We start from the raw sequence: 14,143 nt of genomic DNA, 5'->3' as shown, positions 1-14,143 counted from the left end.
CGCTGCTCCGGCGGGCTTGCCTCCCGGTAGTTGCTGCGGCGCCGGCACCGCGACGATCGCCCTGCCTTCGGCGCGGCCAGTCTTGAGGTAGTGGACCAGTGGATTGACCTTGCCCGCCGCAACGTCCTGGTTGGCCTCGACATAGGCCGCGGCATGAAAGGCAGGCCCCGGGTTGTGACCCTTCTCGCGGCCGTGCTTCATGAAGTGCTTCAGCGGCGTAAGCTTGGACTCAAGCACATCCGGGTAGGCGGCGACGTACCAGGCCTCGTCGTAGAAGCCGCTCTCCTCGACCAGCCGCAAGGCCACCTCCGCCTCGTCCCATGGCCTTGTCTTGCGGTTCTCGGCCTTGCCGAACACTATATAGTGGATGATCGGATTGATGCCGGTTTCGCGGACGTCCTTGTTCTCGGCGATGTAGTTCTTGGCATCGAAGCCCGGGGAGGGCACCCATCCCTTCGGCCCGCCGTGCCGTAAGTAATGCACTTCGGGTGCGAGGCCCGATCTGGCCGCTTCGGGATGGTTGCGGGTGTACCAGACGGCATCGAACAGACCGCTGTCGCGGATGAGCGCGGCGTTCGCGGCCTCGCGAGCTCTCTCGCCGCCAGCCGCGGGCGGAACGGCAGCAGGCGGCGGGGGCGAAGCCTGCGCGGGCAATTCTACAGGGGCGGCCTTCGCCTGTCTTGCCGATGACCGGCGCGAAGACTCGGTCCTTCGGGCCGCTGGCTTCGGCTTCGATTGAACAGCCGATACTGTGCGGCCCTCGGTCTTGCCGAATTGGAGGTAGTGGAGCAGGGGGTTGATCTTCGAGGACGCGACATCGGCATAGGTTGCGATGTAATCCGCAGCATCGAAGCGAGGCCCGGGATTGTGCCCCTTTTCGCGCCCGTGCCTCAGGAAGTAGCGCTCCGCAGGCAGAGGAGACTTCGCGGCTTCGGGGTAGGTTGCCTTGTACCATTCGGCATCGAAGAACTCGCTCGATGCGATCAGCCGGACCTGGATTTCCTCAGGGTCGGCTGGGCTGATCTTCCGGGATTCCTTCCGTCCGAAGGCAAGATAGTGAACCAACGGGTTCATGCCGATCGCGGCGATGTCCTTGTAGCGTGCAAGATAGTCGGCTCCATCGAAACCGGGAGACGGCGCCCAGCCCTGTGCGGCGCCGATCCGCAGATAGTGGAGCGCAGGGGACAGTCCCGAACCGGCGGCGTCGGGATGTTTCGACATGTACCAGTCGGCATCGAAAAGGCTGCTGTCGGAAATGACCCGCAAGTTCGACTGTTCGCGCTCGCTTGCCACTGCCGCGAGCGGGGCGGTTTCGGCGTCTTTCGGGACGGGCGTGCTGGTGTCAGTCACGGTAATCGACACCCGGTGCGCTCAATACCGCCGCGGCAGCACGGCCATGGTTGATGTCCGGTGCGCTGTGTGTTGGGCCTGCCACAATGTCCTCGATTCATCGTTCCCTAAAGGTCGTTCTGATACCATCGCAGTTCCACATCGTTCAAGAGAATAGGAGAACACATGTATGCCTTGCCGCACATCTGTGCAGCGTTGCATGTGATTTGAGCGGACAAGACCATCGTTTCGAGGACTGTGTCTGGCCCATGCGGGCACGGAAACGTTGCCAAGCCTGCCCAAGCGTTAACAAGAGGGACCGGCCAGTCCGGCGGATTGCTCCTGCGACCGGCCAATCTGCGGACAATTTGAATGTAGTTGCGTACATTGGTGTTGTGCTAGTTAAAGTCAGACGGATGGTCTGCCGGAAGGTTGGGGTACCACCCGGTACAGTGTATTCGTGGCGAATTGGAAATTCTTGACCGAGAGTGGGACTGAATTGGGCCCTGATGCGATGGCCCGGACGCGCGCGTTCACGTCCCCCGGCCCAGACGAATTCACGACGCCCGTCTGCCGGCCCCGATTGCCGCCTGCAGCGCGCATCCTGCCCTATCTCGCGCGAGCCGATCAGGCGCGCCACTACACCAATCATGGCCAGCTCTCCGAGGAGCTCGCGCGCCGCCTGTGTGACGTCTTCGGCGTCGATCGCAGGCGCGGGGTGCTTGCATCCAGCGGCACGGCGGGCCTCACCGGGGCGATGCTTGCCGTCGCCGGCCGTGGACGCCCTGAAAAATCGCTCTGCATCTGTCCCGCCTTCACCTTCGTCGCCACCGCGATCGGCGCCGTCACGGCCGGGTATGAGCCCTATGTGGTCGATATCGACGCCGAAAGCTGGACCCTCGATCCCGTTGCCTTGCGAAACCTGCCGGCGCTGAAGGATGCGGGTGTCGTGGTTCCGGTGGCGCCGATGGGGCGAACCCCCGACCTCGATGCCTGGCAGGCCTTTCAGGATGACACCGGAATACCGGTCGTGATGGATGCGGCGGCCTGTTTCGATACCCTGGATACAGCCCAGCTCCGGCGCTGCAGCTTTCCGGTGATGATCAGCCTGCATGCCACGAAGACGTTGAGCACCGCAGAGGGCGGCTTGGTGCTGTGCGGCAGCGACGAGTCGGCTGGCCTCGTCACACGCGCCCTGAACTTCGGTTTCTTCGAAAGCCGCGAAAGCGTCGGCCCCAGCATCAACGGCAAGCTCAGCGAATATCATGCAGCCGTCGGCCTCGCCGATCTCGACAGTTGGGAGGAGAAGCGGGCCGGATTTCTGCGCACCGCGGCCAGCTACCGCGCGGCTGCCCAACGGCATGGCCTTGGCAACCGCATCATCACCGACACCGACCATGCGAATCCCTACGCGCATTTCCTGGCACGCGATGCCGAAGGTGCCGACAGGGCCGCGCGCGCACTCTCGCAACACCATTTCGATACCCGCCGGTGGTATTCGAACGGGCTGCAGGCACAGCCGTTCCTGGCCAGGGCGAGGCGTTCCCCGGTGCCGGTGACGGAAGACCTTGCGGCACGGCTGCTGGGCCTGCCCTGCGCCTGCGATCTCGATCCCGCAAAGATCGACCGGATCGTCCAGATCATTGCCAGCACCTTAGCCGAATAGACGGGACAGGACGCATGAGACGCCCCCGCGCTGCCGTTCCGCTGTCATCTGCCCGGCAGGGCCGCATGCCTAACTATCCGGGCCGAACCTGATGGGACTTGCAGAGGACCTCGTTCAGTCCGGCATCTTCGATGCCGGCTATTACGTCGGCAGCTACGGCCTCGACATGCTCGGGGGCGTAGAGCCCGCGTCGCATTTCGCCGGCATCGGCTTCCGATTCGGCCTCAAGCCCAATCCCGCGGTCGACCCGATCCTTCGCAGGCTGCGCTCTCCGGACAGGACGGCAGTGGACCTGATGGCCGATCTGGTGCGCGACGGGGCAGGCGGACTGAAGCCTGACCGGGTGAGCGATCTGATTGCAGGCGACAAGCCGGTGCCGGACGAGATCGATCCGGACCGGCCGGGCTGGCTCGATCCTGCCGAGAACATCAGGAATGCGTCCCGGCTCGCCTTGCCGCGCCGGACCGACTTCGTTGCAGGCGGCGCTGCCTATTCGCTCCGCGTGCCGGACCCCGGCTGGATGATGTCGCGGTTTGACGAAGACCGGGCCTTCACGCTGGCGCGGATTTCACATGGCGACTGGGACGGAATCTACTTCGCGGAGTTCTACCGTCGGCGGCTGGCAACGCTACTGGACGGCAGGGCGACGGACCGCGAGATCACCATGCTGGCCTACCGCCTGTGCGAGGAGCTGCACGAGACCTATGACAATTTCGCCGAGAACTTCATGGTGGAGCTTGCGGCGGACTTGAGGTCGCGTCCGCGGCATCCGGATTTCCGGATGTCCGTCGCGTTCAAGGGAAACCCTACGATCGACGAAGAGATCTTCGAAGGCTCGCCCGCCATCTATCCCGTCGACTTCGAGCGGCTCGACATCTTTGCCCGGTATTTCGCGCCTGACGAGGCCATCTACGATGCCAACATCTTCAAGCGCTGGCTGCTGTCCGGCGACTTGCGCGGACTTCCCGCGGCAGCACGCGAGAGGCCGGTGATCCTCATGGGGGCGGATCAGCTTTCGACACTCGGGCCGCGCTGGCAGCTTCCTTGGTTCAACCACATCGTCATCCCGCCCGAGTTCAGCTATCCCATGCGGCGTCAGCTGCTCGAGACTTGCGTCGATCGCGTGGCGGAGGCCAAGGCCGCTGCGGCGCGGCTTGGTTTGCGGAAGCCGTTGTTCATCCTCCAGGGCTCATCCTTTGCCTTCTGGTTCCAAGTCCGGCTGTTCGAGCGTCATCCGGACATTTTCAGCATCGACCTCGGCCAGGCGCTGCATGCCTGGTTTTATGACATGAAGAAGATTCCGCTCCGCACCTGGGGGCGGCGCTATGCGCCTACCATCGTCAGGAACTGCGGGCTCGAAGGCTATTATGCGGCCCTCGGCATGTCGTCTCCCGTCATCGAGACGCTGTTTCGCAACCGCAAGGTCGACCTGACTGAGCCGTGACGGTCAGGGCTTGATGCCCCTGTACATGCCGATGTTGTGGGCATCGAACAATCCGGCGGTCTTGTCATAGGAGGCCACGAGGCCGGCCTTCTCGATCGCGCCCATGTATTCCTCGTGGGTGAACAAGCCCAGTTCCTCGCGCTCGATGAAATACTCGATGCCGTCCGGCGTGCCGACAAGGTAGTGGATGTCATAGACGGACAGATTGCCCTCCCGCCGCGCGATGAACATGCGGGCGATCTTGCGCGAGGGTTCCTCCACATATTCTGAGGTGAGCCGCTTCTCCCAGAAGTTCTCCGGATAGACCCAGGGCTCGAAGAGAAGCACGCCGCCGGGATTGAGGTGGCGGGCCATCGATGCCACGGCGCGTTCGAGATTCTCAAGGCTGCCGACATAGGCGATGGCCAGGAACAGGCTCGAAATCGCATCGAACCGGCGGCCGAGATCGAAGTCGATCATGTTTCCCTTGTGGATGGGAAGGCCCGGGCAGCGCTGACGGGCGATCTCAAGGAAGCCGTCGGAGAGGTCGAGGCCCTCGCACTCGAAATCCGCGCGGAGATTTTCGAGATACTTGCCGGAGCCGCAGCCGACGTCGAGCAGCGAGCGGGCGTCGGGTTTGGCCGCGCGGATCTGCGCTGTCAGCCGCCTTGCACCTTCCACGTAGTCGGCCCTGGGAATGTAGCTGTCGTAGATGAAGGTCGATCGACCGTAGGTTTCGTAGACCTTGAGTTTGGCTTCAGTCACGTTTCTCTCCGCCTGTGTTGCGCTGTGTGCCCGTCTTCATCCCGATCAATCGTACTCTCCGGCACGATAGCCGGGAAAATAGGTCCCGTCCGGCATGCCGAGCGTCAAGCGGTCATAGCGCTCCCTGTCGGCGATGTGGCCGCACAGCCACGTCATGCGCTGGCCGCTGGCCCAGCCCTTCTTGAATGCCGTCAGCCCGCTCTCGCCGTCCCCGAAGGCGCCAGCGCCGGCGCCGATCGACAGGAAGGTGAAGCCTTTCGCCGCATAGTGCCTGATGACGGCGGCGACTAGCGCATAGGACGCATTAAGGCGGTAGCCCTCGGCATCATAGGCACCGAGATGGAAATAGGCCCTGGGCGCCGTCTCCATGACCATGATCATTCCCACCGTCCTGCCCGTGCGGGCGGCCCGGAACAGCCTGGCACCCGGCACGCGCATCTGCATCCGCAGCGACGCCTCGCTCATCCGCGCCGCCTTGCCGATGCCGTGGCGCGCGACGAGATTGGCATAGAGGCGGAGCCAGTCCCCGATATGCGCCTCCGGATCGGCGCAGACCTCGATGTCCAGCTTCTTCAACGCCTTGCGGGCGCAGCCCAGATGATGCGGATCGGCGAAGCTCTCCAGCGGCGCCGTCAGGCCGATGGTGTAATGCGTCTTGTAGGACCGGACCATGTGGTTGAAGCAGCGGCGCAGCAGCGCTTCATCCGCGTTGCCCAAGGGATCGGTCACCGCCGTCACGCTCACGAGGTTTCGCGGCAGGCCGCCCATGTCGGCTTCGAGCGCTGCCCAGTCGGTACAGCAGAGGAACGGATAGGGCGCGATGGCATCGAGCTCCTCCCCGCTGCCGGGAATGGCGCGGACAATCATGGCGCCGCCCGATTTCGTCAGTGGGCTGACGGTTCCACCCATGCCGAGTGCTTCCCAGTACTGCGGGCTGGAATAGCCGGTGTCCGCCGTCATGCGCGGATGGCGGCGTCGAAGCGGTAGTGCCCGCCTGGCCGGCCGGGGCTCGTCTGGTCGATGGCGCAGGACAGGCCAAGCCCGCGGCATGCGCTGACGAGGCGGCCGGGGTCCCACCAGGTTCCGAGCCTGTCCCGGCCTTCGGCGCGATACTGCTCGTAGAGCGCGCGCTTCTCGGGCGTATCGAGGAAGGCCAGTTTGCGGGAGGCGTCGAGGATGCCGCCGATGAAGATCATCGCATCCGGCTTCGCATGGCGGAGCATGCCCCCGAGCAGGGTTTCGAGGCTGTCTTCTGCGAAATGCTGGAGGGCCGCATACATGGAGATGCGATCGAAGGGACCGCGGCCGCCGAGGTCTGCCTGAGACAGGGCGATCGCATCGACAACGAGGTAAGCCAGATTGCCGTACATGTTGTGGCGGTTCGCGATGTCGATCAGGGTCTTCGAAAAGTCGATGCCCAGAACACTCGCACAATGCCGGGCAAGGCGCGCCGTCACCACGCCGTTGCCGCAGCAGACATCAAGAAGCGCCGCGTCCTGTGTCAGCCCGAGACCCATGCGGATCGAATCGACCATCGCGTCGAATTCGGCGTCGCTATAGGGTCTTCCGCCGATCGTATGGCCGACCTGGGTGAGAAAATCGGTCTCGCCGACGGAGGACGGATGCTCGTTCCAGAACGTCTCCCAGTCCACGCCCGCATCACTCCGCCACGCAGCATCACAAAATGCTGCAACCCGCCAAACCAGTTGCCTCCTTAATTCTATCGCAGCGGGCATGCAAGTTTGCTATTTGGGCGCGGTGACGCCATCCCAATCGATAACACCGGCATGAAGCTCCAGTTCCTGATGTGCGGCGAGGCCGATGACGCCTTCTTCTCGCAGGCCGCGATGTTCCGTCTCGCACTCGATTCCCATGGTGGCGACCACGCGGGCGCCCGCATGACGCTCTGCCTCGGCAGCACGCCGCTGGCGGAAGTTCCAGAACGCTGGCGCAGGCCGCTGCGGAATATCGAACTCAGGTGGCTTGCCGCCGGACGGAAGCCGGGCGAGGACGACCTGGCGCAATCCATGTTGACCTACGAGTCGATCGCGCCTGATGCCGATGTGGCCATCATCTGCGATGCCGACACGCTGCTGGTCCGCCCCCTGGCGGAAGCGTTTCTCAGGGAGATGGTGGAGGCTCCCGCGCTCGCCGGCACGATTGCCCATTTCGCGCCGCCGTTGAAGGACACGCGCAAGCCGCCGCCCAAACCGATCGTGAGCACGGCCATGCTGTGGGAGGAGCTTTCGCAGCGCGTCCTCGGACGCCCGGTCGACATGTCCTACCGCTACACGTTGCGCCGCGAGTCCGATCCTCCGGACGAGCCATGCCCCTTCTACATCAACCTCGGCGTCGTCATCGCAACGCCCGCGATCTTTGCGCGGTTTCACGCCCAGCACCGGGAGGTGATCCCGGTGGTGCGCGAGGTGCTGGAGAACCGCTTCTACGAGCAGATATCGGTGCCCTTTGCCGCCGCGCGCGCCGGGGTGCCGCAGCGCGTGCTGCCGATGCGCTTCAACTTTCCCAACGATCCGCTCGCCGAGGTGGCCTATCCGGACGAGGCCGCAGCAATCATCCAGTTGCACTACATGCGGACGAAGGCGTTTCACCGCCATCGCATCTTCGCGGACCGCGGGAGTTTCGAGACGTTCATGGGGCTTGACCTTCAGGGCTCGAACATGGTCTTCCAGCAGGCGGTTCGAGAAGCGACTGACGGACGCTATCCATTTTGATTTCCGCGCTCATGCGACGCTCTGCAGGTCATTGCCCTTGCGAGGCCGGACCGGAGCCTGACAGGACAGACCGATGCAACAAGATTTCGAGTTTCTCTTTGTCACCGGATGTGCCCGCGCGGGCACATCCGTCATGGCAAACCTGCTGAGAACCGATTCAAGAATTGCCATGGGCCGCGAACGCTTCGCGGAACTCTATCTGACCGAGAAGACATTCCCGCCGGAGTTGTTCGAGAAGGAGCGCTTCTGCCGGATCCTTGGTCCCGGAGACAGCCACCACCGGCGCCTGGAACCCTACTATGCCGAACTCCATGACCGTTACGACCACTGCGTCTTTCGCGGCGACAAGATTCCCGAGATGGCGGGCGACTACGGATTGCTGCTCGAAAACTTCGAACGCCCGCGAGTCATCTTCATGCTTCGCAACATCTTCGACGTCGCGGATTCCTTCAATGGCAGGGCGAAGAAGGCGCGCGCGAGCGGCCGCACCGACGGTTGGCCGTGGGACCGTGGAAGCGCGGCCGCCGTCAGCGAGTGGAATCTCGCGCTGCGGAACACACTGGCGATCGGGGAACGGGTTCATCTCCACGTTGTCGTCTACGAGCGGCTTTTCGAAGATTCATCCGAAGTCGAGGCGCTGCTCAGCTTCCTCAAGCTCGCCCCGCAAGATTCCATGCTGTCGGCTCATCGTGAACTGATGGCAGAACACAGGGAACTCGATGCAAGCCGCACGAATACGCTCACGTCGGTCGAGAAGCTCGACATCATGCGGAGAGCTGATTTTGCAGCCTACCGCCAGATGCTGAAGCTGGGGAACCGGCTGCGGAAGCAGAGTCCGACTGGATAAGAGTTTATTCACAGGCCGCATCTTTTGAAGCTGCGGCAGATACAATATGGCCTGATCGTCCACTGCAGGTTGCAGGTCTGACTCGTGGATGCATCTCCGTGTCACGCTGCGATTGTGCAGCCGCACTCAGTTTCAACGTCCTATCCCTTCCGCATTCCGCGCTCCATTGCAAGAGTAGGCTTGTCCCATAGGCGAACGACGTTCAGCGGGGACATGATTGCGTGTATGAACAGGTCCCCTCTCTTGGCCCAGCAGACCATCCTCGTGACAGGCGCGAGACGTTCCGGAACGACTCTGCTGAATGCGATCCTTTGCGCTGATTCCCAGGCAAACCCGGTGATCGGCGAAGCGGCTCTGGTCTGCAAGCTGATGGAGGTGATGAAATGGGCCTCCGATCCGTTCAAGTTCGCCGCTTTCGGCCAGCATGCCTTTGAGGACGCGCACGACTTGTCCGCCTTCTTCGGCGAAACGGTCGACACATTCGTCCGCCGGATTTCGCTGCGCTATGGCCAGCCGCAGTTCATCGTGCTCAAGAGTCCCGAGTTCTGTTTCGTCGCAAGCTAACTGCTGGCGGCCATGAAGCAGGCGAAGTTCGTGGTCGCGGTCCGCGATCCGCGGGACCAGATCCTGTCCGAGCTGGAAGTCCGCATTCGCGGTGAGGATGGAGCGCTTGATCCCTCAGGCGTGCAGTTCAAGCAGGTGCCGGGGCTGATCCGCAAGTTCCAGTCTTACTGGGAACCTCTGCTGGCCGCGACGCGCCTTGCGCCGGAACGGTTCATGTTCGTGCGCTACGAGGACATGCTTGCCAGATATGACGAGACGCTCGCAGCCCTCCAGGGCTTTACCGGACTGTCTGACAGCACGTTCAACCCGGCGGGCGCCTGGACACGTTATGCCGCGACGGATGACTTCATCCCGAATTATCCATCCTACTCGCCTTTCTACGGCGGCCCGCTGGAACCAGCCCGGGCGGGCCGGTTCAGGACTGTGCTGCGGCCGCAAGATCTGGAACTGATCGAAGGTGAGTGCAGGTCATTCATGGACATGTTCGGATATGAAGCGGCCCATTCGTCCCCGGCGCGGTCCGCCGCAGGTGGCGCAGGCGCGCTGCCCGGGGAGCGGCCTTCAAGAATTTGACCATTTGAACAAATTCTGACATCTTCTCTTCCAACACGACAAAACACAGCTTCTGGAGGGAGCACCCATGGCGGAGAAGAAGCCTGATGTTTCGGGCAAGCGCCTGCCGTCCACTGCATACGCGGCGAATTTTTCCGATATCCATCCACCGCTCGATCATCACGAGGCGCTGGTCGAATCCGACCGCTGCTACTTTTGCCATGATGCCCCCTGCATGGTGGCCTGCCCCACCTCGATCGATATCCCGATGTTCATCCGCCAGATCCAGACGGGCCATCCGGTGACGGCGGCGAAGACCATCTTCGACCAGAACATCTTCGGCGGCATGTGCGCGCGCGTGTGTCCAACGGAAACGCTGTGCGAGGAAGTCTGCGTGCGCGAGGTGGCGGAAGGAAAGCCGGTCAAGATCGGCCTGCTGCAGCGTTATGCGACGGATGCGGCGATGGCGGAGGGAGGGCACCCCTTCACGCGCGCGGCGCCGAGCGGAAAGAAAGTGGCGGTGGTGGGCGCAGGCCCCGCGGGCCTCGCCTGCGCGCATCGTCTTGCGATGCATGGGCATGAGGTGACCGTGTTCGAGGCGCGGAAGAAATCCGGCGGCCTCAACGAATACGGGATTGCGGCCTACAAGTCGGTCGACGGCTTTGCGCAGAGAGAGGTGGACTTCATCCTCTCCATTGGCGGCATCCGGATCGAGCATGGCAAGGCGCTCGGCAAGAAGCTCAAGCTCAAGGACCTGCAGAAGGACTTTGACGCGGTGTTTCTCGGGATCGGGCTGCAGGGCGTTAATGCGCTCGGTGCCAAGCATGAAGACGCGGACGGGATCGAGGATGCGGTCGGCTATATCTCCGAACTCCGGCAGGCCAAGGACCTGGCCAAGCTTCCCGTGGGCCGCCGAGTTCTGGTCATCGGCGGCGGCATGACGGCGATCGACGTCGCCGTGCAGTCGAAGCTGCTGGGTGCGGAAGACGTGACCATACTCTACAGGCGAGGCGCCTCGCAGATGAAGGCCAGCGCCTATGAGCAGGATCTCGCGCAGACGCGGGGCGTGAAGATCAAGCATTGGGTGGCGCCGAAGAAGGTGCTGGTGAAGGACGGCCGCGCCGTGGGCCTTCGCTGCGCATACATGACGGTGACCAAGGGCAGGCTCGAAGGCACGGGCGAGACCTTCGATCTTCCCGCCGACATGATCTTCAAGGCCATCGGGCAGAGCTATGTCGATGTGCTGGGCGGCGCGCTAGAGCTGGAGGGCGGGCGCATCAAGGCGGATGCCGAGCGGCGCACCTCCGTTGCCGGCATCTGGGCGGGCGGCGATTGCGTGGCCGGCGGCAAGGACCTGACCGTGGCGTCCGTCGACGACGGCCGCCGCGCGGCGGAATCGATCAACCAGTTCCTCAAGGCGTGAGAGGCGATCATGGCTGACCTTCGTTCGAATTTCGTAGGGATCAAGTCCCCCAATCCGTTCTGGCTCGCCTCGGCGCCGCCGACCGACAAGGAATACAACGTCGTCCGCGCCTTCAAGGCTGGCTGGGGCGGCGTGGTGTGGAAGACGCTGGGCGAGGAAGGCCCGCCCATCGTGAATGTCAACGGCCCCCGCTATGGCGCCATCCACGGCGCCGACAGGCGGTTGCTCGGCCTCAACAACATCGAGCTCATCACCGACCGGCCGCTGGAGGTGAACCTCCAGGAGATCAAGAAGGTGAAGCGCGAATGGCCCGACCGCGCCATGGTCGTGTCGATCATGGTTCCGTGTACGGAGGAATCGTGGAAAGCGATCCTGCCAAAGGTCGAGGAAACGGGCTGCGACGGGATCGAGCTGAACTTCGGGTGCCCCCATGGCATGAGCGAGCGCGGCATGGGAGCTGCCGTGGGGCAGGTGCCCGAATACATCGAGATGGTGGCGCGCTGGTGCAAGCAGTACTCGCGCATGCCGGTCATCGTGAAGCTGACGCCGAACATCACCGACATCCGCTATCCGGCGCGCGCCGCGCTGAAGGGCGGCGCCGACGCCGTGTCGCTCATCAACACGATCAGCTCGATTGTCTCGGTCGACCTCGACAATTTCGCGCCGGTGCCGACGATTGACGGCAAGGGCAGCCACGGCGGCTATTGCGGGCCGGCGGTGAAGCCCATCGCGCTCAACATGGTGGCCGAGATCGCGCGTGACACGGAGACGCGGGGATTGCCCATCTCAGCTATCGGCGGCGTGACCACCTGGCGCGACGCGGCGGAGTTCATCGCCATGTCTGCGGGCAATGTTCAGGTCTGCACGGCGGCGATGACCTATGGGTTCCGGATCGTGGAAGAGATGAAGACCGGCCTTGCCCGCTGGATGGACGAGAAGGGCTATGCAACGGTCGAGGATTTCCGTGGACGCGCGGTGCCCAATGTCACGGATTGGCAATATCTCAACCTGAATTATGTGACGAAAGCGCATATCGACCAGGACCTGTGTATCAAGTGCGGCCGCTGCTATGCCGCCTGCGAAGATACGTCGCACCAGGCCATCATGAAGGAGAAGGACGGCAAGCGGCACTTCGAAGTGATCGACGCCGAGTGCGTGGCCTGCAACCTCTGCGTGGAAGTTTGTCCAGTCGAGATCTGCATCAGCATGGTTCGGCAGACGGATGGCGTCGATCCACGCACCGGACGCAAAATCGAGCCCGCCTATGCGAACTGGACGACACATCCCAATAATCCGATGGCACTGAAAGCCGCAGAATAGCCACAACTCATATCCATGGCAGCGTCAACTTCCATGGCATCCCAGGTTGACCATGTGCGCGATTTCTTGCCCAATTGGCAAAATAGGGAGTAGGTTAAACGAATGCATGGCTCGATACCAAGTGTCCTTCCGGACGTTCTGCATCGATGTGACCACTGTGCGATTCGTCATCAAGCAGTGTGTGGCGCCATGGATGATGTCCAGGTGAAGAAGCTAGCGCAAATCGCGCACCGCAAGAAAATCCCAGCTGGCCAGACAATCATCTCCGACGAAGAGCCGGTGGATTTCTTTGCGAACGTCGTTTCGGGTGCCGTGAAGCTGACCAAGACGCTTCCCGATGGACGCCAGCAGATCGTGGGCCTTCTCTTCGCGCCCGACTTCCTCGGCCGCGCCTATTCCAAGAATAATCCCTATACCGCGGAAGCCGCGACCGACGTCGAAATCTGCACCTTCCCGAATGCCGCCTTCGAGCGGCTCGTGGGGGAGTTTCCCGGCCTCCAGCAACGGCTGTTCCAGCACACGCTCGACGAACTCGACGCGGCGCGGGACTGGATGCTTCTGCTCGGCCGCAAGACGGCGGAAGAGAAGGTGGCGAGCTTCCTTTACATGCTCGCGCGCCGCAGCATGTTGACGGGCTGCATGCACAAGAACACGCCCGGCGTTGCAGCCTTCGAGTTGCCGCTGACACGCTCCGACATGGCGGACTATCTCGGCCTCACCATCGAGACGGTGAGCCGGCAGCTCACGCGGCTCAAGACCAGCAATGTCATCCGCCTCAGCACCAATCGCCTGATCATGGTGCCCGACATCGACAGGCTCGCGCATGCTGCCGGTCAGGATAATAGCCGTCATTGATCCGGGTCAAAGACCTGCGCGGCGCTCTTCCCCATAAATCGTTCAGGCGAAAAAGGATGAAGCGATGAGCTACAAGACGATTCTGGTGTCACTGAACGAGGTTGGCCGCGCTGCGGAGTCTGTAGCGGCTGCCATTACTCTCGCCCGCGAAACGGGTGCGCATGTCTCGGGCCTCTATGTGATCCCCGCCGTGCAGGTCTATCCCTCCGTGGGGTTCGAGGCGGCGCCGCAGGTGTTCGAGGGCAACCGCAGCTTCTTCAAGGACAATGCGGCGCAGGTGAAACAGGTCTTCGAGGAGGCCCTGACGCGCGAGGGCCTGCCGCATGACTTCCATCAGATCGATGCCCGGACGCCGGTGATTGCCGATGAGGTGATCGCCACCGGCCGCAGCGCCGACCTCGTGATCGTATCGGCCACCAATCCGGACGAGATCACCGGAGTTGAGCGTGACTTCGTGGAGCAGGTGGTCATGTCGGTTGGCCGCCCTGTCATCGTGCTGCCCTATCAGGGCGATGCCAAGGTGACGGTTGAGGAGATCGTCGTTGGCTGGGATGGGGGCCGCGAGGCCTCACGCGCTGCCTTCGACGCCCTGCCGCTCCTGAAGCTGGCAGCCAAGGTCCGCATCGTGCGGATCGACCCCCAGAAGGACCCGGCGCTGCGCGGCAGC

General features: G+C 63.0%; 13 protein-coding genes and 1 pseudogene. 10 read left to right on the top strand and 4 right to left on the bottom strand.

Going from position 1 to position 14,143, the window contains the following annotated elements:
- Positions 1 to 1,350, bottom strand: a pseudogene (locus ACEW8Q_RS00450) (hypothetical protein); the annotation flags it as partial.
- Positions 1,351 to 1,843: 493 nt separating this feature from the next.
- On the opposite strand from ACEW8Q_RS00450, the gene ACEW8Q_RS00445 reads away from it, so the two are divergent.
- Both ACEW8Q_RS00445 and ACEW8Q_RS00440 read left to right on the top strand, forming a co-directional pair.
- Positions 1,844 to 2,995 (top strand): DegT/DnrJ/EryC1/StrS family aminotransferase, encoded by a 1,152-nt coding sequence (locus ACEW8Q_RS00445; protein ID WP_373502081.1) that lies wholly within the window; start codon positions 1,844 to 1,846, stop codon positions 2,993 to 2,995.
- Between the two features lie 91 nt (positions 2,996 to 3,086).
- A complete protein-coding gene (locus ACEW8Q_RS00440; protein WP_373502080.1) occupies positions 3,087 to 4,439 on the top strand; it encodes a hypothetical protein in 1,353 nt (450 codons plus the stop codon).
- 3 nt (positions 4,440 to 4,442) lie between these two features.
- On the opposite strand, the gene ACEW8Q_RS00435 is transcribed toward ACEW8Q_RS00440, so the two are convergent.
- The 3 genes from ACEW8Q_RS00435 to ACEW8Q_RS00425 are packed head-to-tail and all read right to left on the bottom strand — an operon-like array spanning position 4,443 to position 6,835.
- Entirely contained in the window at positions 4,443 to 5,183 is a 741-nt protein-coding gene (locus ACEW8Q_RS00435; protein ID WP_373502079.1) for a methyltransferase domain-containing protein, read from the bottom strand.
- A gap of 45 nt (positions 5,184 to 5,228) precedes the next feature.
- On the bottom strand, positions 5,229 to 6,143 hold the full coding sequence (locus ACEW8Q_RS00430) for a GNAT family N-acetyltransferase (RefSeq protein WP_373502078.1): 915 nt from the start codon (positions 6,141 to 6,143) through the stop codon (positions 5,229 to 5,231).
- Complete coding sequence (locus ACEW8Q_RS00425; RefSeq protein WP_373502077.1) at positions 6,140 to 6,835, bottom strand: class I SAM-dependent methyltransferase; 696 nt, start codon at positions 6,833 to 6,835, stop codon at positions 6,140 to 6,142. The genes ACEW8Q_RS00430 and ACEW8Q_RS00425 overlap by 4 nt, the downstream gene beginning before the upstream one ends.
- Before the next feature lie 135 nt (positions 6,836 to 6,970).
- Between ACEW8Q_RS00425 and ACEW8Q_RS00420 the strand changes: the two genes are divergently transcribed.
- The 8 genes from ACEW8Q_RS00420 to ACEW8Q_RS00385 all read left to right on the top strand — a co-directional run.
- Positions 6,971 to 7,915, top strand: coding sequence for a hypothetical protein (locus ACEW8Q_RS00420; RefSeq protein ID WP_373502076.1), 945 nt, complete (start codon positions 6,971 to 6,973; stop codon positions 7,913 to 7,915).
- A gap of 73 nt (positions 7,916 to 7,988) precedes the next feature.
- Entirely contained in the window at positions 7,989 to 8,762 is a 774-nt protein-coding gene (locus tag ACEW8Q_RS00415; protein ID WP_373502075.1) for a sulfotransferase, read from the top strand.
- 225 nt (positions 8,763 to 8,987) lie between these two features.
- Complete coding sequence (locus ACEW8Q_RS00410) at positions 8,988 to 9,326, top strand: sulfotransferase (protein WP_373502074.1); 339 nt, start codon at positions 8,988 to 8,990, stop codon at positions 9,324 to 9,326.
- Between the two features lie 12 nt (positions 9,327 to 9,338).
- On the top strand, positions 9,339 to 9,899 hold the full coding sequence (locus tag ACEW8Q_RS00405) for a sulfotransferase (RefSeq protein WP_373502073.1): 561 nt from the start codon (positions 9,339 to 9,341) through the stop codon (positions 9,897 to 9,899).
- Between the two features lie 67 nt (positions 9,900 to 9,966).
- Positions 9,967 to 11,301 (top strand): NAD(P)-dependent oxidoreductase, encoded by a 1,335-nt coding sequence (locus tag ACEW8Q_RS00400; RefSeq protein WP_373502072.1) that lies wholly within the window; start codon positions 9,967 to 9,969, stop codon positions 11,299 to 11,301.
- 9 nt (positions 11,302 to 11,310) lie between these two features.
- Positions 11,311 to 12,621, top strand: coding sequence for an NAD-dependent dihydropyrimidine dehydrogenase subunit PreA (gene preA, locus ACEW8Q_RS00395; RefSeq protein WP_373502071.1), 1,311 nt, complete (start codon positions 11,311 to 11,313; stop codon positions 12,619 to 12,621).
- A gap of 189 nt (positions 12,622 to 12,810) precedes the next feature.
- The gene (locus ACEW8Q_RS00390; protein ID WP_373502070.1) at positions 12,811 to 13,476 is read left to right on the top strand and encodes a Crp/Fnr family transcriptional regulator; all 666 of its coding nucleotides are present in this window, start codon (positions 12,811 to 12,813) and stop codon (positions 13,474 to 13,476) included.
- Positions 13,477 to 13,540: 64 nt separating this feature from the next.
- On the top strand, positions 13,541 to 14,143 hold a 603-nt coding region (locus ACEW8Q_RS00385), incomplete at its 3' end, for a universal stress protein (RefSeq protein ID WP_373502069.1).

Origin of the sequence: Aestuariivirga sp. (assembly GCF_041738905.1) — a bacterium.
Lineage (GTDB): Bacteria > Pseudomonadota > Alphaproteobacteria > Rhizobiales > Aestuariivirgaceae > Aestuariivirga.
Note: the sequence above shows the minus strand (reverse complement) of the source record. Positions and strands in the feature narration are given on the sequence as shown.

Coding starts and splice junctions, on each gene's coding strand:
- ACEW8Q_RS00445 (WP_373502081.1), top strand. CDS start 1,844: ATGGCCCGGACGCGCGCGTTCACGTCCCCCGGCCCAGACGAATTCACG.
- ACEW8Q_RS00440 (WP_373502080.1), top strand. CDS start 3,087: ATGGGACTTGCAGAGGACCTCGTTCAGTCCGGCATCTTCGATGCCGGC.
- ACEW8Q_RS00430 (WP_373502078.1), bottom strand. CDS start 6,143: ATGACGGCGGACACCGGCTATTCCAGCCCGCAGTACTGGGAAGCACTC.
- ACEW8Q_RS00420 (WP_373502076.1), top strand. CDS start 6,971: ATGAAGCTCCAGTTCCTGATGTGCGGCGAGGCCGATGACGCCTTCTTC.
- ACEW8Q_RS00415 (WP_373502075.1), top strand. CDS start 7,989: ATGCAACAAGATTTCGAGTTTCTCTTTGTCACCGGATGTGCCCGCGCG.
- ACEW8Q_RS00410 (WP_373502074.1), top strand. CDS start 8,988: ATGAACAGGTCCCCTCTCTTGGCCCAGCAGACCATCCTCGTGACAGGC.
- ACEW8Q_RS00405 (WP_373502073.1), top strand. CDS start 9,339: ATGAAGCAGGCGAAGTTCGTGGTCGCGGTCCGCGATCCGCGGGACCAG.
- ACEW8Q_RS00400 (WP_373502072.1), top strand. CDS start 9,967: ATGGCGGAGAAGAAGCCTGATGTTTCGGGCAAGCGCCTGCCGTCCACT.
- preA (WP_373502071.1), top strand. CDS start 11,311: ATGGCTGACCTTCGTTCGAATTTCGTAGGGATCAAGTCCCCCAATCCG.
- ACEW8Q_RS00390 (WP_373502070.1), top strand. CDS start 12,811: ATGGATGATGTCCAGGTGAAGAAGCTAGCGCAAATCGCGCACCGCAAG.